At 64.0% G+C, this 19,864-nt stretch carries 27 protein-coding genes; 23 read left to right on the top strand and 4 right to left on the bottom strand.

The window, feature by feature from the left end; translation table 11 throughout:
* The first annotated feature begins 148 nt into the window (after positions 1–148).
* The 14 genes from OSC30_RS11680 (at position 149) to OSC30_RS11615 (ending at position 9,103) form a co-directional block, all read left to right on the top strand.
* Entirely contained in the window at positions 149–703 is a 555-nt protein-coding gene (locus tag OSC30_RS11680; RefSeq protein ID WP_267172019.1) for a hypothetical protein, read from the top strand.
* 54 nt (positions 704–757) lie between these two features.
* Complete coding sequence (locus tag OSC30_RS11675; RefSeq protein WP_267172018.1) at positions 758–1,177, top strand: hypothetical protein; 420 nt, start codon at positions 758–760, stop codon at positions 1,175–1,177.
* Between the two features lie 283 nt (positions 1,178–1,460).
* Positions 1,461–2,018 (top strand): DUF4262 domain-containing protein, encoded by a 558-nt coding sequence (locus OSC30_RS11670; protein WP_267172017.1) that lies wholly within the window; start codon positions 1,461–1,463, stop codon positions 2,016–2,018.
* A 1,411-nt stretch (positions 2,019–3,429) separates the two neighbouring features.
* Complete coding sequence (locus OSC30_RS11665) at positions 3,430–3,990, top strand: hypothetical protein (RefSeq protein ID WP_267172016.1); 561 nt, start codon at positions 3,430–3,432, stop codon at positions 3,988–3,990.
* A 302-nt stretch (positions 3,991–4,292) separates the two neighbouring features.
* Positions 4,293–4,448 carry a hypothetical protein gene (locus tag OSC30_RS11660; protein WP_267172015.1) on the top strand — a complete coding sequence of 52 codons (156 nt, stop codon included), beginning with the start codon at positions 4,293–4,295 and terminating at the stop codon, positions 4,446–4,448.
* A 62-nt stretch (positions 4,449–4,510) separates the two neighbouring features.
* Complete coding sequence (locus OSC30_RS11655; protein ID WP_092704911.1) at positions 4,511–4,813, top strand: putative quinol monooxygenase; 303 nt, start codon at positions 4,511–4,513, stop codon at positions 4,811–4,813.
* A gap of 68 nt (positions 4,814–4,881) precedes the next feature.
* Positions 4,882–5,238, top strand: coding sequence for a hypothetical protein (locus OSC30_RS11650; RefSeq protein WP_267172014.1), 357 nt, complete (start codon positions 4,882–4,884; stop codon positions 5,236–5,238).
* Positions 5,239–5,757: 519 nt separating this feature from the next.
* A complete protein-coding gene (locus OSC30_RS11645) occupies positions 5,758–6,144 on the top strand; it encodes a hypothetical protein (RefSeq protein WP_267172013.1) in 387 nt (128 codons plus the stop codon).
* Positions 6,145–6,305: 161 nt separating this feature from the next.
* Entirely contained in the window at positions 6,306–6,632 is a 327-nt protein-coding gene (locus tag OSC30_RS11640; protein ID WP_267172012.1) for a nucleoside triphosphate pyrophosphohydrolase family protein, read from the top strand.
* A gap of 142 nt (positions 6,633–6,774) precedes the next feature.
* The gene (locus OSC30_RS11635; protein ID WP_267172011.1) at positions 6,775–7,215 is read left to right on the top strand and encodes a DUF2628 domain-containing protein; all 441 of its coding nucleotides are present in this window, start codon (positions 6,775–6,777) and stop codon (positions 7,213–7,215) included.
* A gap of 44 nt (positions 7,216–7,259) precedes the next feature.
* Positions 7,260–7,751: an HIT family protein gene (locus OSC30_RS11630; RefSeq protein ID WP_267172010.1), complete on the top strand. Its 492-nt coding sequence runs from the start codon at positions 7,260–7,262 to the stop codon at positions 7,749–7,751.
* A gap of 33 nt (positions 7,752–7,784) precedes the next feature.
* On the top strand, positions 7,785–8,186 hold the full coding sequence (locus OSC30_RS11625) for a GFA family protein (protein WP_484494522.1): 402 nt from the start codon (positions 7,785–7,787) through the stop codon (positions 8,184–8,186).
* Between the two features lie 94 nt (positions 8,187–8,280).
* The gene (locus tag OSC30_RS11620; RefSeq protein WP_267172008.1) at positions 8,281–8,682 is read left to right on the top strand and encodes a nuclear transport factor 2 family protein; all 402 of its coding nucleotides are present in this window, start codon (positions 8,281–8,283) and stop codon (positions 8,680–8,682) included.
* Positions 8,683–8,692: 10 nt separating this feature from the next.
* The gene (locus OSC30_RS11615; protein WP_267172007.1) at positions 8,693–9,103 is read left to right on the top strand and encodes an MAPEG family protein; all 411 of its coding nucleotides are present in this window, start codon (positions 8,693–8,695) and stop codon (positions 9,101–9,103) included.
* Between the two features lie 241 nt (positions 9,104–9,344).
* On the opposite strand, the gene OSC30_RS11610 is transcribed toward OSC30_RS11615, so the two are convergent.
* Positions 9,345–10,352 (bottom strand): LLM class flavin-dependent oxidoreductase, encoded by a 1,008-nt coding sequence (locus OSC30_RS11610; protein WP_267172006.1) that lies wholly within the window; start codon positions 10,350–10,352, stop codon positions 9,345–9,347.
* A gap of 334 nt (positions 10,353–10,686) precedes the next feature.
* On the opposite strand from OSC30_RS11610, the gene OSC30_RS11605 reads away from it, so the two are divergent.
* A complete protein-coding gene (locus tag OSC30_RS11605) occupies positions 10,687–11,619 on the top strand; it encodes an HDOD domain-containing protein (RefSeq protein WP_267172005.1) in 933 nt (310 codons plus the stop codon).
* Between the two features lie 6 nt (positions 11,620–11,625).
* Here the strand turns inward: OSC30_RS11605 and OSC30_RS11600 are convergent, their stop codons facing one another.
* The 3 genes from OSC30_RS11600 to OSC30_RS11590 all read right to left on the bottom strand — a co-directional run bounded on the left by OSC30_RS11600 (position 11,626) and on the right by OSC30_RS11590 (position 13,675).
* Positions 11,626–12,144: a hypothetical protein gene (locus OSC30_RS11600; protein WP_267172004.1), complete on the bottom strand. Its 519-nt coding sequence runs from the start codon at positions 12,142–12,144 to the stop codon at positions 11,626–11,628.
* 139 nt (positions 12,145–12,283) lie between these two features.
* Positions 12,284–13,396 carry an FAD-dependent oxidoreductase gene (locus OSC30_RS11595; RefSeq protein WP_267172003.1) on the bottom strand — a complete coding sequence of 371 codons (1,113 nt, stop codon included), beginning with the start codon at positions 13,394–13,396 and terminating at the stop codon, positions 12,284–12,286.
* Between the two features lie 96 nt (positions 13,397–13,492).
* Positions 13,493–13,675 (bottom strand): oxidoreductase-like domain-containing protein, encoded by a 183-nt coding sequence (locus OSC30_RS11590; protein WP_267172002.1) that lies wholly within the window; start codon positions 13,673–13,675, stop codon positions 13,493–13,495.
* Between the two features lie 123 nt (positions 13,676–13,798).
* On the opposite strand from OSC30_RS11590, the gene OSC30_RS11585 reads away from it, so the two are divergent.
* From OSC30_RS11585 to OSC30_RS11550, 8 genes are all read left to right on the top strand, one after another.
* Complete coding sequence (locus tag OSC30_RS11585) at positions 13,799–14,296, top strand: hypothetical protein (RefSeq protein ID WP_267172001.1); 498 nt, start codon at positions 13,799–13,801, stop codon at positions 14,294–14,296.
* 493 nt (positions 14,297–14,789) lie between these two features.
* On the top strand, positions 14,790–15,209 hold the full coding sequence (locus OSC30_RS11580; RefSeq protein WP_267172000.1) for a CBS domain-containing protein: 420 nt from the start codon (positions 14,790–14,792) through the stop codon (positions 15,207–15,209).
* A gap of 23 nt (positions 15,210–15,232) precedes the next feature.
* Positions 15,233–15,505, top strand: coding sequence for a hypothetical protein (locus OSC30_RS11575; RefSeq protein ID WP_267171999.1), 273 nt, complete (start codon positions 15,233–15,235; stop codon positions 15,503–15,505).
* Between the two features lie 152 nt (positions 15,506–15,657).
* The gene (locus OSC30_RS11570; RefSeq protein ID WP_267171998.1) at positions 15,658–16,434 is read left to right on the top strand and encodes a class I SAM-dependent methyltransferase; all 777 of its coding nucleotides are present in this window, start codon (positions 15,658–15,660) and stop codon (positions 16,432–16,434) included.
* Between the two features lie 108 nt (positions 16,435–16,542).
* Positions 16,543–17,289, top strand: a complete 747-nt coding sequence (locus OSC30_RS11565) for a DUF72 domain-containing protein (RefSeq protein ID WP_267171997.1) — start codon at positions 16,543–16,545, stop codon at positions 17,287–17,289.
* A gap of 52 nt (positions 17,290–17,341) precedes the next feature.
* Positions 17,342–18,079: a DNA-formamidopyrimidine glycosylase family protein gene (locus OSC30_RS11560; protein WP_267171996.1), complete on the top strand. Its 738-nt coding sequence runs from the start codon at positions 17,342–17,344 to the stop codon at positions 18,077–18,079.
* 3 nt (positions 18,080–18,082) lie between these two features.
* On the top strand, positions 18,083–19,042 hold the full coding sequence (locus OSC30_RS11555; RefSeq protein WP_267171995.1) for a cation diffusion facilitator family transporter: 960 nt from the start codon (positions 18,083–18,085) through the stop codon (positions 19,040–19,042).
* Between the two features lie 10 nt (positions 19,043–19,052).
* Complete coding sequence (locus OSC30_RS11550) at positions 19,053–19,637, top strand: alpha-ketoglutarate-dependent dioxygenase AlkB (RefSeq protein WP_267171994.1); 585 nt, start codon at positions 19,053–19,055, stop codon at positions 19,635–19,637.
* Positions 19,638–19,864: the final 227 nt, after the last annotated feature.

The following is a 19,864-nucleotide window of genomic DNA, read 5'->3' as shown; positions in this document are numbered from 1 at the left end:
TCGAGCGTGTCGGTGGCCCCTAACAATGCGTTCAAGCCGAAATTGCATCGCTACGCCGTCCATATGGCAAAAAGAGCTTGCCATATGGCCAGCTACGCGCTGCAATTCGGCTTAACTTGAGCGTTAGGCCGTAAGGACACACCCCTGCATGCCGAGAAAGTTTTCCCTCAATCCTGACGAGTACGACACGCCGTCGGTGCACGCGCTAAGGCAGGAGTGGCGCAATATTCCTGATGCTCAAGCGCGTAACGTTATTGCCGTTGAGGCGCAGTACCTTGCCTTCCATCACTATCTAATCAACGGCCTTCGACACCAAGCGATTGAGGGGGGCGACGCTATTCCAATAGGGCTCTCTGTCCGTGCAGGCGCCCTGAAAACAGCTAGGCTGCTTTGCGCTTCAATCGCAGAGGCGGCTCTTCGCGCACATGCGGAGGCGCGTCACTACGGCTTGCCGGCGGCCGCACATCGACGCACCTTTGGCAGAGTTTTGGGGGCTTGGCAATTGCCAGATGAGAGGCCTCATCCAGACGTTGCGGCAATCTGGCCACAACTTCAAAATTTGCATGACGGCCGGAACACCGTACATCTCTATGCCGCCATCCAAGACGGCGGTAACTTTTATGACATTCTTCAGGCTGAGAACCAGTCCCTTGCTGAGGCAGAGCTTGTTCTTACTCACCTTCGCAACCTGGTTACGGCCTAACAATTCGTTCAAGGCGGACGGCTTTGCCGCCGCTTAACTCCAGCGTTAGGGCTCATGTTCAAGCAATGGAAGCCATTGGGGGAACATCTAGGCACATTTCCTGGCCTATATCTCGACATTCGCGGCCGCGATGTATCCGTCGCATGGGAGGAATGGCTGAATGGCGAATGCATTTTTAAGATGCGCATCGACTTTGGCAGATCGATTGCCAGCCTAATGATTTGGGACGAAAGTCCTATTGGGTTCGCGCCAGGCCAGCTGTCCGATGAAGCGTTCGATCCTGCCGAGGCTGGGCAATACTCGGCATGGGTAGAACGAGAAAGTAGCATTATTCAAAGTTACGACGAATACGCTCGCATGCTCTACGAGCGAATCGACCGTTACCACTTTTGGGGGCAAGATATTGTGCTTCTGCTGGACGCAGCCGATGCGGAGCCCACTATCACCATTGAGGTCCCAAGGCGCACCGCATGAGCCCTAACAATGCGTTCAAGCCGAAATTGCATCGCTACGCCGTCAACATGGCAGAAAGAGCTTGCCATGTTGCCAGCTACGCGCTGCAATTCGGCTTAACTTGAGCGTTAGGCCCTTGCTTGGTTGCCCCTCGCAGCGTGTACTTCGGCCAAGCCCGCGCCAGCGTTCGGCCCTTCGCACTTGGTCGCTGCCCTTTCCAGCGCTGCGGCAAGCTCCAGGCATCCAAAGCTGCTAGCGTTGCGCTTGGTGGGGTTCGCGGTTGCACCGGCACAGTCGCCCAAGCATGGCGCAGCGCAAGCCCCTAACTCTTCATTCAAGCGGACGGCTCCGCCGCCGCTTAATTCGGGCGTTAGGTGTCAAAGACATGGTTTGTCGCGTTGCTAAAGATCAAGGAGACCAGAAAGTTCTGGACGATATTGCCAAGTTCGGGTGGCACTGCATGCACATCTCGGCCGAGGGTGAGCAAGTCGGGTACTCCTTCACCGTTGGGCTTTTCCAAACTTACGGACACCCAGAGCTCGTCATTTTTGGTCTGTCCTCCAAAGTGGCCCATCAAATTCTCGTCATCGCTGCAGACGCCGCCAAGTCGGGCACGCCCCTCGATCTAACCCAACCAACCGAAGCGTTGCTCAACGACTTCTCTTGCTGCTTCGCCGAGGTGCCGCGTTCCAACTACTACGAGTACGTGGGCATCGCACGCTGGTACTACGAAGGCAATGGCTTTCCTCTTTATCAAATTGTTTGGCCGTCTCGCGCTGGGCTTTTTCCGTGGCATCATCAGGCTACGCCCGAGTTCAAATTGGCTCAGCCTGTCATCGCGCGAGTACCTGGCTACACCTAACAATTCGTTCAAGGCGGACGGCTTCGCCGCCGCTTAACTCCAGCGTTAGGCCGCAGATGTGCCCTTAAAGAATCCCATCATCTTTACGATTCTGGTGCTTGCTGTACTGCTCGGCGCCAGCATCGTCACATATATCTTTGGCTTGCCCCTGCTGCAAGGGTCTCAGGTCGGTTGCCAAGACGGCAGCGGCGGCGGCCTCCGAGCCTTTGGTTGTTCCACATCATTCAGTACGTTTATGTTCTGGGATGTTGTCGTTGTCTCCTTGGCAATCGGCGGCATCTGGAGCAAATTTGGTCGGCAGTAAACATGTGCTCGATCTCACCGAGCCTAGCGTTGCGGCCTAACATCTCGTTTAAGGCGGACGGCTTCGCCGCCGCTTAACTCCAGCGTTAGGTGTCGCATGGAAGTGCATCGCGAGCTTGTAGCAGCCATCGAAGAATTTGATGCTTGGGATCGCCCTTGGGAGTTCTATGCGTCGGTTTCTTCGTTGCTTGGTCCAGGTGCTCGCTCCGAGCTGGAACGAATTTGGGCTACCGCAACAGACTCGGCTGGGTGGTCAGCCTGCGAAGACCTCGCCCAAGGTTGCTCACTCACGGGGGTCCGTCTCGCCCAGAGCTTCCCGTGGCTCTCAGCAAAGGCACGGAAGCAGTTGGGCAATGGTGCCGCGTACCAGTGGCGGTAACGGCACCTAACCACTCGTCCAAGCGGACGCGCGTACCGCGCGCCGCTTAACTCAAGCGTTAGGCCCTTGCTTGGTTGCCCCTCGCAGCGTGTACTTCGGCCAAGCCCGCGCCAGCGTTCGGCCCTTCGCACTTGGTCGCTGCCCTTTCCAGCGCTGCGGCAAGCTCCAGGCATCCAAAGCTGCTAGCGTTGCGCTTGGTGGGGTTCGCGGTTGCACCGGCACAGTCGCCCAAGCATGGCGCAGCGCAAGCCCCTAACTCTTCATTCAAGCGGACGGCTCCGCCGCCGCTTAATTCGGGCGTTAGGCGACAGGAGTTGCTCTTCCGCAGTGACAGCAAAATGTTCGTTCGTCCCGTTCACAAGCAGGCATTGATCCAATGCGCGCACTCAAATGGATAGCTATCGTCTCAGCTGTCTGCGGTATCGCGCTAGGCGGTCTCATGATGTGCATCGCGTGGCAAGCGAACCTACACTGCGAAATTCACAGCTGCTCGGGAGCAGGCGTACATTGGGGGCACTGGCTTCTTATTGGTGGTACTTGGGTCGTACCTGGCTTCGTCATCAGCTTTATCGTCATCGGCGTAGCTACGTCTATCGGCTACGCGTTCTGGCGTCCCGAGCATCGTCGGCCAGCCGGCTAATGTCGGCCTGTCGTCTAACCCGGCGTTCAAGCCGACGCCAAACCGCTCTGCGGTTCGTCGCGGCTTAACTCTGCGTTAGACCTCCACACATGCCTTCTCGCGACGTCCAGAAAGACCTGCTCGGCAAGCCAATCAAACGGCGGCGTCCAAAATACGAGCTGGCACTCGAACGTCACGAACTTCAGAATGTTCCTGAGCGTGCTGAGCGCATTCGTTGGCTAAGCACCGTCATTCCCAAAGGCAGCGGATACCTGATGCCGCTTGAGTCGATGCGGGTTTTTCAGGAGGCTAAGGACTGCTTCGTCTACGGCCAGTTCGTCGCAACGTTAGTCTTGGCGGCATCATTCATGGAGCACTGGCTCGGCGGTATTCTTAGCGCCGCAGGCCAGTCAAAAGTTGCTGGGCAAGGCCTCAAGGCAATCGTTGCGCATTGCCGAGATGCCGATGTCATCCCGGCTACGTTGTGTGACAAAGTCGATGCCCTACGCCTCAGCCGCAACCCGTTCGTGCACCTAAAGCCGTTTGACCACCCGCACAGCCTTGGGCAGCGCATGCTTGCTCGCCGCATGCACCCGGACAGCATCTTGGAGGCAGACGCAAGGGATGCGCTGGTGGCCATGTACTCGGTGGCTGTATATGCCAAGGCGTAGGTCTAACAATTCGTTCAAGGCGGACGGCTTCGCCGCCGCTTAACTCCAGCGTTAGGCCCCAATGGCAAATAGTCTCAGCCCCAAGGATCAAAAGCTCCTGCGGATCATCGACGAGGTGCTGCACTACGTCTGGGATCCGATTGGCATATCCGGCGTGCCTCAAGCCCGAGACGAGTACGGCGGATACGTAGGCCCGGTGTTTGACCTTCTGCGCTCCGGAGCCACTGACCTTGAGATCTCGTCGCACTTGGAGGCCATTTCTAGCGATCGCATGGGGCTCCCAGGCCGCAAGGAACGCGCAGATGAAGCTGCTTCAATACTCACCGATTGGCGAGACCAGCAAGCCGAGGCTGGGCCCTAACATTGCGTTCAAGCCGAAATTGGATCGCTACGCCAACAACATGGCAGGAAGAGCTTGCCATGTTGTCAGCTACGCGCTCCAATTCGGCTTAACTTGAGCGTTAGGCTTGCAAGAGAACATCGCGTATCGTGATGTCGTTTTAACAACAGGAGACATGCCATGGTCAAAGTAGCCTTGTTTGTTCGCCTTGAAGCGAAACCCGGAAAAGAGAAAGAGGTTGAGAGCTTCCTTGTGAGTGGCCTTCCCATCGTCAATGAGGAGCCTGCCACCACTGCGTGGTTTGGCATTCGCCTTGGACCAAGCACTTTCGGAATCTTTGATGCTTTCCCGGATGAAGCGGGTCGGCAGGCCCATCTCTCCGGCAAGGTCGCAGCCGCGTTGATGGCAAAGGCAGGTGAGTTGTTCTCCGAGCCCCCGTCCATCGAAAACGTTGATGTACTTGCGGCAAAGCTACCTGGCTAGCAAGCCTAACAATTCATTCAAGCCGACGCCGCTTCGCGGCGCGGCTTAATTCAGGCGTTAGCCGTCAAATGTTGCGACTCAGTGTATTCGTGGCTATCTGTTCACTGCTCTGCGGGTGTCACGCTCAGGCAGTAGGCAACGATTCCGCTGGTCAAAAACTGCAAGCTAAGTTCACGCCTGTCGTCGTTGCCATTCGCGCGTACCAACAAAAGCACGGTGTGCTCCCCGACAATTTGGCGCTGCTCGTACCGGAGTTCCTTGCTCAGCTCCCTGCAAACAATCCATCATCAGGCGTCATCTACCACCTCAATATTGCGCAGGGCACCTTCACATTCCTATACACGCCGTCTTGGCCGCATCCCGGCCGGGGTTCGTGCTCCACCAGCATCAAGCAGGTCAGTTGGCAATGTGCGGGCTTCATGTAAATGCAGTGTTGCCGGCTAACAACTCGGTCAAGCGGACCGCCGTCCCGCTGCGCGGGCCGTCGGCCGCTTACCTCAGGCGTTAGCTCTAATGGGAACCATGTCTCCGGAAAAAGAAGCCGAGTACGCGGAGCTGAGCGCGTTTGTGGACGCATGGGCTACTGACGTTCTCGGAATCGAGCGCACTTCCGAGATGCATCCGTCGAACGTTCTTGTCCGCATAGCCGCCGCGGATGGCAAGTCGAAGGCCCTAACAGGGCTACGACAGGCCGCCAACGATGCCGTTGAGTCCCTTCAGGACCTTACCGTGGCCCAAGTAGCCGCCTTCGACGCGAAGTTGCGGCTTGCTGGTGTCATGACCCTGTCCGAGATGCGGCGTAGGCACTCGAGGCAGTTCAAACGCATCCTCAAGCGCGGCAGAGTTCGGAACGAAACGGAGTACTGTCGGTAAGCTGCGGCCTAACAGTTCGTTCAAGCCGAAGCCGCGTCGCGGCTCGGCTTAACTCAAGGTGCTACGCCTATATGAACTACTTCGCACTTGCTTTTAAGGCAACCGCAATTCTTCACGCGCTCACGGGCTGCTTCATCTTCGGCCTCGCAGCGAACGGGGAGATACGAGAGTCCTGCGTGTACCAAGATAGGAACCCACTCACAGGAGATATCGTAAAGTATCTTGCGTACATCGGCTCTTGCTTGTTGATTGCCTGTGGAATTGTCGCTTTTGTGAGCCCCGGGGCAGCTGTAGCTTTGGCTTGGCTTTCGCTATCCCTGTACTTGTTGACTGCTTTTGTTGACGCGATCGCCGAGCGTCGCTTTTCCTCCCTTTGCAAGGCCTGTGTTGTTATGTTTTTTTCCCGCTTTGTGGCTGCCGCTCTCCTTACAATCCTTTACATGGGCATGCAGCCATAATCGTGCTTTCTCCTTCGCTTTTTTTGACCTTATATCTCCTACTTCGCGGAGCGTCGAACCATGCGTACTCCGCATTGGCAGCGTCATGGAAATCGGATACATAAGAGTTCATTCAAAGTAGGCGACGTTACCCATCAACTCCAACCTTAGGCGTAATCGATATGGACTTCACCGATCTGGAAAAATCGGCTCTAAGGCTCAACGAGCTTTACGAACAGCTCGAGATAAAGATGTACGGACGCATCTGGACCACGGAAGAGCTGATGCTCGGCTTCGTGGGCGACGTCGGTGATCTGGCAAAGCTGATTCAGGCGAACGCGGGTGTCCGGCAGATAGATGACTGGAAGGCGAAGCTCGGGCATGAGCTGTCGGACTGCCTTTGGTCGATCATGGTCATTGCGGACAAGTGCGGAATTGATCTGGAGGCAGCGTATTCCAGGAACACCAGGGAATTAATTGAGCATGTGTCCAACGAATTGAGCAGGTAACAGACAGTTACACACCACGGCACTGAAAAAGGTCGGCGCTGCGCCCCGGCCTGCCATTGAGTTACAGAGCGCCAATCAGCTTTTCGAGTGCGATGCACGCTCAACTCCATCTTCAAGCCCACCCACACTGAAAGGAATCTCTGTGAGCGACCCATACAATTCCTACGGCTCATCTTTTCCGCCTCTTTCCCAGCCCTCCTCGCCGACTCCGCCGAGGGTCGAGACCGACCCTGTCTCACACCTGGATGTCTCGGCTGCGTGGAAGCGCAGGTTCAGGCTGATAGAAAGAGCTGGCGGGCCGGCGCTGCCGCGTTTTCGGGAACTTCCGTATGGCGACCGGATCGGCCTCAACTTCAACATGCTTGCCTTTTTCTTTGGCCCTTTCTACTACCTGGCCAAAGGGCTGTGGCGGCAGGCCATTCTTTATTTCATCCTCGCTGTGGCCCTGGTTATGTTACTGGAAGTCACGGGGCTGGGAAAAATCTCGCGAGCCGTGGGTTATGGCTTTGCCGCGGTATACGGGATACGTGCGAATGTCAGCTATTACAAGAAGGTGGTCCTCGGTGAGGCACCATGGCTGTGAACCCTGGTTCAAGCGTCAGGCTGTCGTAGGAACTCTCAAGCACAATGAGCAAATGGAATAGCCCCACGGCGTGGTCTTCGTTGCTGGACGGATCTGCCTGCCCCATCTGCGTTCGCGGCCACCCTCTTGATATCCTCGAAACCATGGGCTCCGCCTGGCTCACGATGAGCGAGGATGCGCCGATGCCTGGCTACGTCTGCCTGGTCTCCCGCGTTCATGCGGTCGAGTTGCATGATCTCAGCGAGGCCCAAGCGGCCGCTTTCATGAGCGACGCGCGGCAGGTGGCACGCGCGCTCTCCGTGGCCACCGGTGCGGTCAAGCTCAACTATGAGATCCATGGCAACACGCTTCCCCACCTGCACATGCACTTCTTTCCGCGTTATCCGGGCGACCCTTTTGAGGGGGGCGCCATCGAGCCGCGCCGCGTTCAACAACCTGTTTACGCGCCGGGCCAGTTCTCCGACATCCGAACCCGGCTGCTGGCGGCATTGCGCTCTGGTCGTTCGTTCAGGACGGACGGCATCGGCGGCGCATAGTTGACGCGTCGCGCGCCGTCGGGAGGAAACGACATGCTTCGAGGTTCATGCTTGTGTGGCAGCGTTACATATGAAATTTACGGAAGCCCCCTGGTCATGTACTACTGCCACTGCAGCATGTGCCGCAAGGCTAGCGGCAGCTCGTTTGCAACCAACATGCTGGTCAATGAGGCGGACTTCGTGGTTCGTTCGGGCGAGGACCTCGTCAGTTCCCACCAGTCGAGTCCGGGAGAACAACGGTACTTCTGTTCCGGCTGCGGCTCACCGCTTTATTCCAGGGCCACGGCAAGGCAAGGCGTGATTTCGGTACGCTGCGGCACGCTCGACGATGATCCACCCGTGCGTCCGACCGAGCATTTCCATGTCGGGTCCAAGGCGGCCTGGTTCGACATTTGCGACCACGTTCGCCAGTACGAGGCGGAACCAGAGCCGTGAAGGCGCGATTCGCTGCCGCCATGACCCGTCCCGCGGGCGGGGCAGCGACGGATCCGGGCGTTCAGGCGCCAGAAAAAGAAGCTCGGAGGTCGACATGCATCAAGACCAGGCCACGGAACTATGGCAGCTCGAGGAGAAGTTCTGGCTGGGTTCCGCGGATTTCTACGCCGCCACCCTGGCCCCGGAGGCCTTGATGGTGCTTCCACCGCCCGCCGGCATTCTCCAGCGCGCTGCCACCATCGATTCCCTTCGTTCCGGCAACCGCTGGCGGAAGGTTGCGTTCGCGCATCGGCACCTGGTATCCCCTGGATCGACGGTGGCGGCCCTCGCCTACGTGGCGCACGCCGATCGCGGTACGCCCGGCACCTCGTATGTTGCCCAGTGCAGCTCGACATACCTATGCGATCAGGGGCGGTGGGTGTTGGTGATGCACCATCAAACGCCGGCGGCGCCGTCCAACGCCGGCGTCAGCTCGGCACCGCAAAAGATCAGGTGACGCGACCGCCATGCCGCAAGCCCTGATTCTTCCGATGGCAGCGCATGTTGCGCTCACTGCATTGCTGTACGTGTTGCTGACCGCAGCTCGGGCCCCGGCGGTATGGGGTATCGGCCGCCGCCCGGATGGAACCAACCCGTGGGCTGCTGTTGAGACGCGCATCAGCGCGAACCTGTCCAACCAGTTCGAGTGGCCGCTGTTCTTCCATGTCGCCTGCTTGTTCTTCCTGCAGTTTCGGGCCGGCCTTGCGGTGGTCGTTCTCGCCTGGATCTTTGTGGCCGGACGCGTTGTTCATAGCGCGGTGCAGATTCTTACCCGTGATATCCGACTCAGGGGATTGGTGTTCACCGTGAATTTCCTTGCGGTGCTGGGTCTCTGGGTCCTGGTGGTGGTGGCCGCTGGCAGGGCGGCACTGGTCTAGCGCTTCGTTCAACGAGCCGGGGGCAATTTCCGGGGGTGCGGCTACGTGTGTATATCGGGGCTCGGCATTTGTTGGAGCGCCCTCCCCTGCGTGCAGGGGAGGGTTGGGGAGGGGTGCTCTTTTGCTCCGGGCGGGCAACCCCCTCCCAACCTCCCCCTGCAAGCAGGGGGAGGGGCTGATTTACGCCGCGGTTGGGTTTCCAGGCGAGATCGGTTTGACGGCGCTGAGGTTCAGTGCGCCATCACGAGGGCGTCGGGTTGGCGGCGGAGGCATGGGCCGCCTGCATGGCCAGTTCGAACGAGCGCCGGCGCTGGGCGTGGTCGAATATGTTGGCGGTGAGCATCAGTTCATCGGGACGATGACGGTCGATGAAATCGGCCAGGCCTTGCTGCACAGTGGCGAGGCTGCCGACCACGGCGCAGCCGAGTGCGCGTTCGACGCCGAGTTTCTCGGTGGGAGTCCAGTAGGCCTCGATATCGTCGATGGGCGGGGGAACCAGCCCAGGCTGGCCGCGCCGCAGGTTGATGAAGCTTTGCTGCTGGGTGGTGAACAGGCGGCGGGCTTCCTCGTCGGTGTCGGCCGCGACCACATTGAGGCCGAGCATGGCGTGGGGCCGGCCCAGCCTCGGGGATGGGCGGAATTCGCGGCGGTAGATGGCCAGCGCGGTGTCCATCGCATCGGGCGCGAAGTGCGAGGCAAAGGCGAAGGGCAGCCCCAGCGCGCCGGCCAGCCGCGCACTGAACAGGCTGGAGCCGAGCAACCAGACCGGTACGTCCAGGCCAGCGCCGGGTACTGCGCGCACGGCCTGGTCGGGGCGGGCGGGTTCGAAGTAGTGCAGCAGTTCGAGCACGTCGTCGGGGAAAGTTTCGGCGGCATCGACATAGCGCCGCAGCGCCCGCAGGGTGGCCTGGTCGGTGCCGGGCGCGCGGCCCAGGCCCAGGTCGATGCGGCCGGGGTAGAGCGCAGCCAGCGTGCCGAACTGCTCCGCCACCTGCAGCGGCGCGTGGTTGGGCAGCATCACCCCGCCGGCGCCGACACGGATGGTGGAGGTGCCGCCGGCCACGTGGCCGATCAGCACCGCAGTGGCGGCGCTGGCGATGCCGGGCATGTTGTGGTGCTCGGCCAGCCAATAGCGCCGGTAGCCCAGCCGCTCGCCGAGCCTGGCGAGGTCGAGCGTGTTGCGGAAGGCTTCGCTGGCGTCGCTGCCTTCGGTGATTGGCGCCAGGTCGAGGATCGAGAACGGGATCATGCGCGGGTTCCTGCGGGCGAATGGCTGTTATCTGGGGGCGACTTGGGGCAATGCCAGCGGCGTGCCGACGTCCAACGTTGCGCAACAACCCATCCGCCGCTTTTCCGGTAGGAGCTCACTTGTGGGCGATGCTTCCGGCCCGGTGCCACCCACAAGTGGGCTCTTGCCGAAAGCCTGGGCGGCGCTACATTTTTGCCGCAGCCGGCCGATACAGCGCGAAGCACGCAACGGGAACTGCAGTCGGATGATCGCCATGTGGCGGCGCCTTTTCGCCGCGAGGAAAGCATCGCCCCGTTCCGCCACGGCCTTGCCGGCCCTGGCGGTGGCTCCAGCCGTGGCCGCGCCAGTGGATGCCGGGCCGCCGCTGGCCCTGGTGGAGGACCGCTTCCATCGCTTCGTGCTGGGCTTGCCCGACGCCACGGGCGATGCCGCCAGCCCGGTCGAACAGGCGACGCTGCGGCGGCTGGAGGCGATCGGCGAGCGCTTCGACGTCAGCGGCCTGCCGCGGCTGCCTTCCGTACTGCCGCAGTTGCTGCGCGCATTGAAGAACGACAACCTGGGCGGCGCGCAACTGGCCGCGATGATCGGCCGTGACCCGGTGCTGGTCGGCGAGGTGATGCGAATGGCCGGCAGTGCGCATTTCCGCAGCGCGCAGCCGATCCACAGCCTGCAGCACGCGGTGGTGTTGTTGGGCCGCGATGCGCTGCGCCAGGTGGCCACGCTGCACGTGATGAAGCCGATCCTGCAGGCCAGCGCAGGCATGCGCGGGCACATGGCCGGCCCGTGGCTGTGGGAACACGCCGAACGCTGCGCCCATGCCGCGGCATTCCTCGGCCGCCACGGCGGTTGCGACACGTTCGAGGCGTTCCTGGCCGGCATGGTCTGCCATACCGGCACCGGCGCGGTCGTGCGGCTGCTCGACCAGGAGGCACCCAGTTCGCTGGGGCCGTTCTCGCCGCCGTTCCTGGCCGGCTGCATGCGCATCGGCGCGCGGCTGTCGCTGCGCGCGGTGCGGCATTGGGACATGCCCGCCACGGTGATCGCCGCCCTGGTCGAGCGCGTGGATCCGTCGGAATCGCCCGCGTCTGCGCTGGGCAAGGTGCTTACCTGCGCCGACCCATTGGCCATGGTGCAGTTGCTGATCGAACGCGGCCGGCTCGATGCCGGCCTCGATTACAGCGGCACCTGGCCGACCTGTTTTCCCTCGCCGGTGCTGTTGCGCGCGCAGCAGGACCTGCGCCGGCAGTTCATGCCGGCGCAGGTCTGAAACCCGTCAGCGGACCACCGCTTCCGCGTCGGTGCGCAGCTGGCGGCCGATGTCGTCCGTGCCGGTGGCGAGCAAGCCGGCAAGTGCCTTGGCATAGTCGCCATCGGCAGGCACCGGCATCGAGGGCGACGCGTGATAGGTCGTGCTCGACCCCGGCCCGCGCGCGTTGATCGTGCAGTGCGTGCCCAGCTCCAGCGTGACGTTGGCCGGCGTGGCCTCGGTGTCCACGCGCATCTCGGCGAACACCTGCTCGCAATGCACCACCAGGTCGGTCACATAGACCGGCTCCAGCGCCTGGCGCAGGCGTGCCTGCAACACCTCGGACACCGGCGGTTCCGGCTTCAGCGTCAGCGACTCGTCCAGGCCGCGCACCTCGACGTCCTGCGCCTGCTGGTCGACCTGCAGCCACGGCGCCGATACCGGCTTCACCAGGCTACCCAGCGCCACAGGCACCCGCGTGTCCTGCGTTCCCCCACAGGCGGCCAACAGCAAGGCACCGCCGATTACCCATGCGAACTTCTTCATTTGACTCCCCCTTGAAGCGACTTGCCCGGCCGAATCTACAGGCGCCTGCCTGCGCGAGCAACGCGACGGGCCAGCAAGTGCGAGCCAGTGCACGTTTGGACGTCCATCTCGTGGGCGCCCGGTCAACGCGCGGCGCGACCTAACAGTGCGTGCGAATCGCATGATCCAGCCCACCGGCGACCCGCAGGAACTGGCGGCGTGCCGGACCGAAACGCACCAGGCGCGGCACCAGCGCGTCGCGCAGTTCCCGCAGCGCGCTGGGCCGGCCATGCATTATGCGGGTCAGCGCGGCGATGCGCCGGACCACCCGGCGGTGGACTGCGTGGCGCAGCGGCGCGTAGGCGGCCAGGCGCGACCAGCGGCCGCCGAGCGCGTCGGCGGTGCAATCGGCGAACACGTAGGCATCCTCGATGCCCAGGTTCATGCCGCGCGCACCCAGCGGCGAATGAATGTGGGCCGCGTCGCCGCCAAGCAGCACGCGGCCCACGCCGGCGCGCTCAGCCACCCTGTGCGCGATGTGGAAATCCGACTGCCAGCGCACCTCGCCGCAGGTCGTGCCGGCCGGCAGTGCGCCCAGGGGCTGGGCACTGTTGCCCATCACCCGCCACAGGTCGCCGCTTATGCGCAGTACGAACAGGAAGCCGTCCGGCAGCAGCATCAGGTGCACCCGGTCGGGATCGAGCGGCGTGGCCAGGTGCACGTCCCACAGCCGCCAGGGTTCGGGCAATTCGTCGCCGGGAAAGGCCAGGCCCAGCGCCTGGCGCACGGTGCTGTGCGCGCCGTCGGCACCGAACAGCACTGGTGCCCGCGTGTGTTCGACGCTGCCGTCCTCGTGCACCAGGCCGATCGCGACGCTGTCGTCGCCCTGCGCCAGCGTGTCCAGTTTCACCCCGCGCTCGACCGCCACGCCCTGCGCCTGCAGGGCGTCGGCCAGCAAGGCCTCGGTGCGCGCCTGCGGCAGCGAGATCATGGAGCGGTCGGTATCGAGCAACGGCGAGAGCGGTACCGCGACATCTTCGTGGCCGGGGCGATGCAGGGTGAATCCACGAACGGTCCAGCCCTCGGCCAGCATGCGCGCGGTCACGCCGGTGTCCTCGAGCAATTCCTGGGTGCGCGGATTGATCGCCTGCGCCTTGGAGTTGCGGCTGGGCTCGGCCGCCTTGTCGATGATGCGCACCGCCACGCCGCGCCGCGCGAGCAGCAGCGCGGCAGCCAGTCCGGTCGGACCGGCGCCGGCGATCATCACGGGCATGGCGTTCGACGGCATGCCGGAAGACTAGCAGGAACAATGAGGTGGGCGTGGCTGGCGTCGCTGACGGGCTGGCGAGCTGGCGCGTTCGTGGACGTCCTATGGGGGCGGCGCATCCGGATGGCGTTCGCGCCAGGCCGCCAGCGCGGTTCGGTAGCGCTCCAGCGCCTCGTCGTAACGATCGAGCACGCAGTGCACGCAACCTTCGCCGCAGCAATCGCCCGGATCGGGTTCGACGGGGCGCACCGGGGGCGGATCGTCGGTCGGAAAAAGCGGAGCCATGGCGTCGATGGTACGGCCGCGCTCACGCCATGGACACCCGCAGCCGACGCCCCGCCAACCCGCGCTCCCCAAGGATATCGGCCGGGCCGTCCCCGCGCCCGCCCACCCACCGCGAGGAGCGCCATGAAGACCCGCCATGTTTTCAGCACCCCCGACCTGGATTCCGCCAAGACCGTGATGCAGGCCGCGCGCGCCGCCGGTATCGGGGAGGACGACATCTCGCTGATCGCCCGCTCCGACATCGAACTGGAAGCCACGCCCGAACAGCACAAGGAAGCCGGCAGCGACTTCTATCCGGCCGCCCTGCGCGGCGTCATCGGCGGCGGCGCCACCGGCCTGCTGGCAGGCCTGGTGGCGGTGGCCATCCCGCCGGTAGGCATCACCCTTGCCGGCGTGGCCGGACTGACCGTGGCCGGCGCGCTGACCGGCGGCTGGGCCAGTGCGCTGGTGGGCGCATCGGTGCCCGATCCGGTGCGGCGCAAGTTCGAGGACGAGATCGAGGCCGGCCGCATCCTGGTGGTACTCGATGGCGACCGCGAACTGCTGCAGCGCGCCGAGCCGGCTCTCATCCGCGCGGGCGGCACGCCATTGCCGTTTGATGAGCCGACGGCGCTGACGTGATGCGGCGGGGCTCGCGGGGGAACGCATCGGGCGTGTTTGGCTCTTTAAAAGAACTCCTGCATGAGCAAACGCTTCCGCAAGAGCGGCCCCTCACCCCAACCCTCTCCCCGCAGGGGAGAGGGAGCGAGTTCGTGGTGGTGCGGCATTTCCGCTCTCGCCTGATGTGGATCCCTCTCCCCTCCGGGGAGAGGGTTGGGTGAGGGGCAGGAGCTCGCGGGGAAACGCATCGGGGCGTGTTTGGCTCTTCAAAAGCCCGCATGAACAAACCCTTCCGCAAGAGCGACCCCTCACCCCAGCCCTCTCCCCGGAGGGGAGAGGGAGCGAGTTCGTGGCAGCGTGCATTCCGCTCTCGCCTGATGTGGAGCCCCCCGGGAGGCTCGCGGGGAACACCGGTCTTGCACGCGTCTTTCATGGTCCGCGCACACCGCATTCAACCGGCCGCGAGGAACATTCCTCATCACGCCGATTCCCCCGCCGCCGCTCCGGAGTGACCATGGATCTCGACCGCCTGATGACCCGCAACCCCAAGTTCTGCCTGGCTACTTCGCCGCTGGCCGAGGTCGCGCGTGCGATGCGCGACGAAGATGTCGGGGAGATCCCGGTGGTGGACCTGGATCGCCACCCGATCGGGGTGATCACCGACCGCGACATTGTGGTTCGCACGCTGGCCGCCGGCCGCAACCCGCTGGACGTGCGCGTGCAGGACTGCATGACCGCGCCGCCGATCGTGATCCAGGAAGACGCCACCGTGGAGGACTGCGCCAGCCTGATGGAGCGCCAGAAGGTGCGGCGCATCCCGGTAGTCGACGCCAAGGGCGCGTTGTGCGGCATCGTTGCATTGGCCGACCTGGAGCGTTCGGACGCCCGTTCGCTGCAAAACGAAGTCACCCGCGCCGTGTCCCAGCCGCACTGATCCACTCACCGAAGGAGACCGCCATGAAGATCCGCCTGCTGTGCTGGAGCCTGCTATTGGCATCCACGTTCGCGCTGGCCGCCTGCAACAATGGCACCAACGACAACGCCGAACCGGGTATGGCCACGCCGGCCACCGCGCCGGCCACCGCGCCGATGACCCCCACCGAGCCGATGACGCCGCCGCCCGCGACTACCGCGATGACGCCGCCGGCCACCATGCCGCCGCCGTCCTCGACGGCGATGCCGGCGCCAACCTCGACCACCCCCAACTCGTCGGGTGGCAGCCCCAACTGAGTGCGCGACCGCGCCCGCGCAAATCGGCAGGGAGGCAAGGCAGGCCAGGGATGGCTCCGGCAGGAAGCCGCGGTTTTTTCTCCCCCAGAAGTCATTGCCCTCCCGCGCTCCGCCTGGCGCACAATCGCAGGCCCGACCAGAAGGAACCTGACATGCGAAAGCTTGCTCTCGCCGCGGTCATCGCCCTCGCCCTGCCCGCCGCGCACGCCGCTGCTGTTTCGCAGGACGCTGCCCCCACCGCGCAAGCGCCCTACCTCGCCGCCGCCATCAACGACCCGGCACGCCAGGCCGACCGCGTCGACGATGCGCGGCGCAAGATCGCGCAGGTGATGGCTTTCGCGCAGGTCGAGCCTGGCGACAAGGTGCTGGAACTGATTCCTGGCAGCGGCTACTTCACCCGGGTGTTCAGCGGCGTGGTCGGGCCCAAGGGCCACGTTTACGCGCTGTGGCCCGACGAGTACGCGGCCGAGGCCAAGTCGGACGTGGCCAACCTGCGCAAGCTCGCCGGCGAGCCGCACTACGCCAATGTCAGCGTGTTGACCCAGCCGGCCGCCAAGCTGGATGCGCCAGAGTCGGTCGACGTGGTGTTCACCTCGCAGAACTACCACGACTATCCGGACAAGTTCATGGGCAAGGTCGACCCGGTGGTCCTCGACCGGCAGGTCTACAACGTGCTCAAGCCCGGCGGCGTGTTCGTGGTGATCGATCACGTGGCACCGGCCGGCTCCGGCATGCGAGACACCGATACGCTGCACCGCATCGATCCGGCCATCGTCAAGCAACAGGCCAAGTCGGTAGGCTTCGTGTTCGATGGCGAGAGCGACGCCTTGCGCAACCCGGCCGACCCGCACGACATCAAGGTCTTCGACAAGTCGATACGCGGGCACACGGACCAGTTCATGTACCGCTTCCGCAAGCCGGCGAACTAGCCGGTGCCGATGCCTGCCGGGGCCGTCGTTACCGCGACAGCGATCGTCCAGGCCCGCCTTGCCCCGTCAGTGCGAGATGGACTCCCGCTTTCGCGGGAGTGACACGTCATGGGACGGCCCGGCCTGGACGTCCGCGTCGGCTGCGCCGGATGGGCGATTCCGAAGGCCCACGCCGGCGATTTTCCTGTTGATGGCAGCACACTGGAACGCTACGCACAGGTGTTCGACTGCGCGGAGGTCAACTCCAGCTTCTACCGCCCGCACCGCCCGGCCACCTGGCGGCGCTGGGCCGCCAGCGTGCCTGGGCATTTCCGCTTTGCCGCCAAGATGCCCAAGGCGATCAGCCATGAATGCCGGCTGCGCGCCTGCGACGGTCTGGTGACCGCGTTCCTGGATCAGGTCGGCGAACTGGAAGGCAAGCTGGGCTGGCTGCTGCTGCAGTTGCCGCCGAGCCTGGTATTCGATCCCGCGGTCGCCCTTCCCTTCCTCGAGCGCCTGCGCGAGCGCTATGACGGGCCGTTGGCGTGCGAGCCCAGGCATCCGACGTGGTTTTGCGCCGACGTCGATCGCGCGCTGCGAAGCCTGCGCGTTTCCCGCGTGGCCGCCGACCCGGCCCGGGTACCGCGCGCGGCACTCCCCGGCGGCGACCGCAGCCGCGTTTACCTGCGGTTGCATGGCTCGCCGCGGACGTATTACGACGCGTACCCGCCAACGGCGTTGACGGCGGTTGCCGGGCGCCTGCGGCGGTGGCCGCCCGCATGGTGCATTTTCGACAACACGGCGCTGGGCCACGCGACCGCAAATGCGCTGGATCTCAAGCGCTTGCTGGCGGAGGGCACGCGCCCGTTCACCTGAGCATGTCCCGGCCTCGACCACAATGCAGCAAGGCAGCCACGACAGGTGATTCGTGCCCGAAGGCCCTTCGATCGTCATCCTGCGCGGGGAATTGGCGCCCTTTACCGGGCGCACGATCCGCCGTGCCGAGGGCAATGCCAAGATCGACATGGATCGGCTCGCCGGCCAGCGCGTCGAGGCCTTCCGCAGTTTCGGCAAGCAGACGCTGATCGAGTTGCCGGACGTGACCGTCCGCATCCACCTGCTGATGTTCGGCAGCTACCGCATCGACGAACGCAAGGACGCCGTCCCTCGGCTGAGCCTGCAGTTCGACGAGGGCGAGGTGAACTTCTACACCTGCTCGGTGCGCCTGCTGGAGGGCGACCTTGACGAACTCTACGACTGGCGCGCCGACGTGATGTCGGACGCCTGGGGCCCCGCCCTCGCCCGCAAGCGCCTGCGCGCGATGCCCGACACGCTGGTGTGCGACGCGCTGCTGGACCAGGACGTGTTCGCCGGCGTGGGCAACATCATCAAGAACGAGGTGCTGTTCCGCATCCGCACGCACCCGCTCTCGACCCTCGGCGCGCTGCCGGCGCGCAAGCTGCGCGAGCTGGTCGAACAGGCACGCCAGTACAGCTTCGAGTTCCTGGAGTGGAAGCGCGCCTACGTGCTGCGCAAACACTGGCTGGCGCACAACAAGAGCATCTGCCCGCGCGACCACGTGAAGTTCCATCGCGCCCATCTGGGAAAAACCCATCGGCGCAGCTTCTTCTGCGAGCTGTGCCAGCGCCGCTACGTGGAGACCTGATCGGTGTCCTCGTCGAACTCGCGCCTGGTGGTCTACGCCGCGCTGGCCGGCAACCTGGCCATTGCCATCGCCAAGTTCGTCGCCGCCGGCATGTCCGGCAGTTCGGCGATGCTCAGCGAGGGCGTGCATTCGCTGGTCGACACCTCCAACGAACTGCTGTTGCTCTACGGCATGCACCGCGCTGCGCGCCCGCCCGACTCGGTGCATCCGTTCGGGCATGGCCGCGAGCTGTATTTCTGGAGTTTCATCGTGGCGCTGCTGGTGTTCGCGCTGGGCGCGGGGGTGTCGCTGTTCGAGGGCGTCAGCCACCTGCGCCATCCCGAGCCGATGACCGACCCGCTGATCAACTACGTCGTACTGGGCGTGTCGATGGTGTTCGAGGGCGCCTCCTGGTACATCGCGTTGCGCGAGTTCCGGGCGGCCAAGGGCTCGCTGGGTTACTTCGAAGCCTTCCGCCAGAGCAAGGACCCGAGCACCTTCACCGTGCTGTTGGAGGACTCCGCCGCACTGATCGGCCTGCTGATCGCGCTGGTGGGCGTGATCTGCGCGCGTGCGCTGGACATGCCCGAGCTCGACGGCGTCGCTTCGATCGGCATCGCCGTGGTGCTGGCGGTATCGGCCACGTTGCTGGCGCGCGAGAGCAAGGGCCTGCTGATCGGCGAACCGGCGCACCCGAAGCTGCGCGAATCGCTGCTGGAGATCGCCGCCGATGATCCGGGCGTGGGCCACGTCAACGGCGTGCTCACCGTGCAGATGGGGCCGCATCAGGTGGTGGCCGCGCTCAGTGCCGAGTTCGAGGACCGGTTGACCACGCCGGACATCGAACAGTGCATCAACCGCATCGAGAAGGCGGTCAAGAGCCGGCACTCGGACATCACGTCGCTGTTCATCAAGCCGCAGACCACGGACACCTGGCAGGCGCGCCGGCGTGCGATCGGGCAAGCCAACGAGCCGAAGGACTGACGGTGCCGCCATGGCGCAGTTTTCGCTGTTCGATACCGGGCCGCAGGTGCTCATCGACGATGCCAGCGGCCGCGTTGTGTACACGCCGGACGTGGTGCCCGCCGCCACCGCGCAGGACTGGTTCGCGCGGCTGTTCGAGGGTGTCGCCTGGCGTGGCGGCCGGCGACTGATGTACGAGCGCGAGGTGGACGTGCCGCGACTGCGCGCGCATTTCGACCTGGCCGACCCCGCCCTGCCCGCGCCGCTGCACGAGGCGCTGGCCGCCGTGCGCGAGGCGGTCGATGCGCCGTTCACCAGCGTCGGGCTGAGCCTCTACCGCGACGAGCACGACAGCGTGGCGCCGCACAACGACAAGCTCGAAGACCTGGTGCGCGGCCAGCCGATCGCGCTGCTTTCGCTGGGCGCCACGCGGGAAATGGTGATCCGCGCCAAGCGCCCGCCGCGGCGCGTGCTGCATCTGGACCTGGCCGCCGGCAGCCTGCTGCTGATGGATCACACCAGCCAGTTCCATTACGACCACGGCATTCCCAAGCAGCGGGCGCCGATGGGGCCGCGGATCAGCCTGGCGTTCCGGGTGCGGCCGATCGCCCCGTAGGATGGCTTCAGTCCACCTTGGTCCGCGGCGAGCGGGCTGGTGGGCTGAAGCCCACCCTACGAGGTCGAGATTTACTTGCGCTGGTTGGTGGCTTTGTCGCGGACGGCGCGGAATTCGGGATCCTTCGCCCATGCCGGCCAGGCGTCCGAGATCGCGCCGTAGGGTGGGCTTCAGCCCACCTTGGTCCGCGGCGGGCGGGCTGGTGGGCTGAAGCCCACCCTACGGGC

Source organism: Frateuria hangzhouensis (genome assembly GCF_026410505.1).
Classification (GTDB): Bacteria; Pseudomonadota; Gammaproteobacteria; order Xanthomonadales; family Rhodanobacteraceae; genus Frateuria_A; species Frateuria_A hangzhouensis.
The sequence above is the reverse complement of the archived record's forward strand: the minus strand, read 5'-3'. Positions and strand labels throughout refer to the sequence as shown.

What these genes read in the sequence shown, in the direction of transcription:
- OSC30_RS11570 (WP_267171998.1), top strand. Translation starts at nt 15,658, where the DNA reads ATGCGAAAGCTTGCTCTCGCCGCGGTCATCGCCCTCGCCCTGCCCGCC.
- OSC30_RS11670 (WP_267172017.1), top strand. Translation starts at nt 1,461, where the DNA reads ATGGCGCAGCGCAAGCCCCTAACTCTTCATTCAAGCGGACGGCTCCGC.
- OSC30_RS11565 (WP_267171997.1), top strand. Translation starts at nt 16,543, where the DNA reads ATGGGACGGCCCGGCCTGGACGTCCGCGTCGGCTGCGCCGGATGGGCG.
- OSC30_RS11665 (WP_267172016.1), top strand. Translation starts at nt 3,430, where the DNA reads ATGCCTTCTCGCGACGTCCAGAAAGACCTGCTCGGCAAGCCAATCAAA.
- OSC30_RS11655 (WP_092704911.1), top strand. Translation starts at nt 4,511, where the DNA reads ATGGTCAAAGTAGCCTTGTTTGTTCGCCTTGAAGCGAAACCCGGAAAA.
- OSC30_RS11580 (WP_267172000.1), top strand. Translation starts at nt 14,790, where the DNA reads ATGGATCTCGACCGCCTGATGACCCGCAACCCCAAGTTCTGCCTGGCT.
- OSC30_RS11590 (WP_267172002.1), bottom strand. Translation starts at nt 13,675, where the DNA reads ATGGCTCCGCTTTTTCCGACCGACGATCCGCCCCCGGTGCGCCCCGTC.
- OSC30_RS11595 (WP_267172003.1), bottom strand. Translation starts at nt 13,396, where the DNA reads ATGCCCGTGATGATCGCCGGCGCCGGTCCGACCGGACTGGCTGCCGCG.
- OSC30_RS11625 (WP_484494522.1), top strand. Translation starts at nt 7,785, where the DNA reads ATGCTTCGAGGTTCATGCTTGTGTGGCAGCGTTACATATGAAATTTAC.
- OSC30_RS11675 (WP_267172018.1), top strand. Translation starts at nt 758, where the DNA reads ATGTTCAAGCAATGGAAGCCATTGGGGGAACATCTAGGCACATTTCCT.
- OSC30_RS11660 (WP_267172015.1), top strand. Translation starts at nt 4,293, where the DNA reads ATGAAGCTGCTTCAATACTCACCGATTGGCGAGACCAGCAAGCCGAGG.
- OSC30_RS11610 (WP_267172006.1), bottom strand. Translation starts at nt 10,352, where the DNA reads ATGATCCCGTTCTCGATCCTCGACCTGGCGCCAATCACCGAAGGCAGC.
- OSC30_RS11575 (WP_267171999.1), top strand. Translation starts at nt 15,233, where the DNA reads ATGAAGATCCGCCTGCTGTGCTGGAGCCTGCTATTGGCATCCACGTTC.
- OSC30_RS11650 (WP_267172014.1), top strand. Translation starts at nt 4,882, where the DNA reads ATGTTGCGACTCAGTGTATTCGTGGCTATCTGTTCACTGCTCTGCGGG.
- OSC30_RS11615 (WP_267172007.1), top strand. Translation starts at nt 8,693, where the DNA reads ATGCCGCAAGCCCTGATTCTTCCGATGGCAGCGCATGTTGCGCTCACT.
- OSC30_RS11600 (WP_267172004.1), bottom strand. Translation starts at nt 12,144, where the DNA reads ATGAAGAAGTTCGCATGGGTAATCGGCGGTGCCTTGCTGTTGGCCGCC.
- OSC30_RS11640 (WP_267172012.1), top strand. Translation starts at nt 6,306, where the DNA reads ATGGACTTCACCGATCTGGAAAAATCGGCTCTAAGGCTCAACGAGCTT.
- OSC30_RS11630 (WP_267172010.1), top strand. Translation starts at nt 7,260, where the DNA reads ATGAGCAAATGGAATAGCCCCACGGCGTGGTCTTCGTTGCTGGACGGA.
- OSC30_RS11550 (WP_267171994.1), top strand. Translation starts at nt 19,053, where the DNA reads ATGGCGCAGTTTTCGCTGTTCGATACCGGGCCGCAGGTGCTCATCGAC.
- OSC30_RS11680 (WP_267172019.1), top strand. Translation starts at nt 149, where the DNA reads ATGCCGAGAAAGTTTTCCCTCAATCCTGACGAGTACGACACGCCGTCG.
- OSC30_RS11620 (WP_267172008.1), top strand. Translation starts at nt 8,281, where the DNA reads ATGCATCAAGACCAGGCCACGGAACTATGGCAGCTCGAGGAGAAGTTC.
- OSC30_RS11585 (WP_267172001.1), top strand. Translation starts at nt 13,799, where the DNA reads ATGAAGACCCGCCATGTTTTCAGCACCCCCGACCTGGATTCCGCCAAG.
- OSC30_RS11645 (WP_267172013.1), top strand. Translation starts at nt 5,758, where the DNA reads ATGAACTACTTCGCACTTGCTTTTAAGGCAACCGCAATTCTTCACGCG.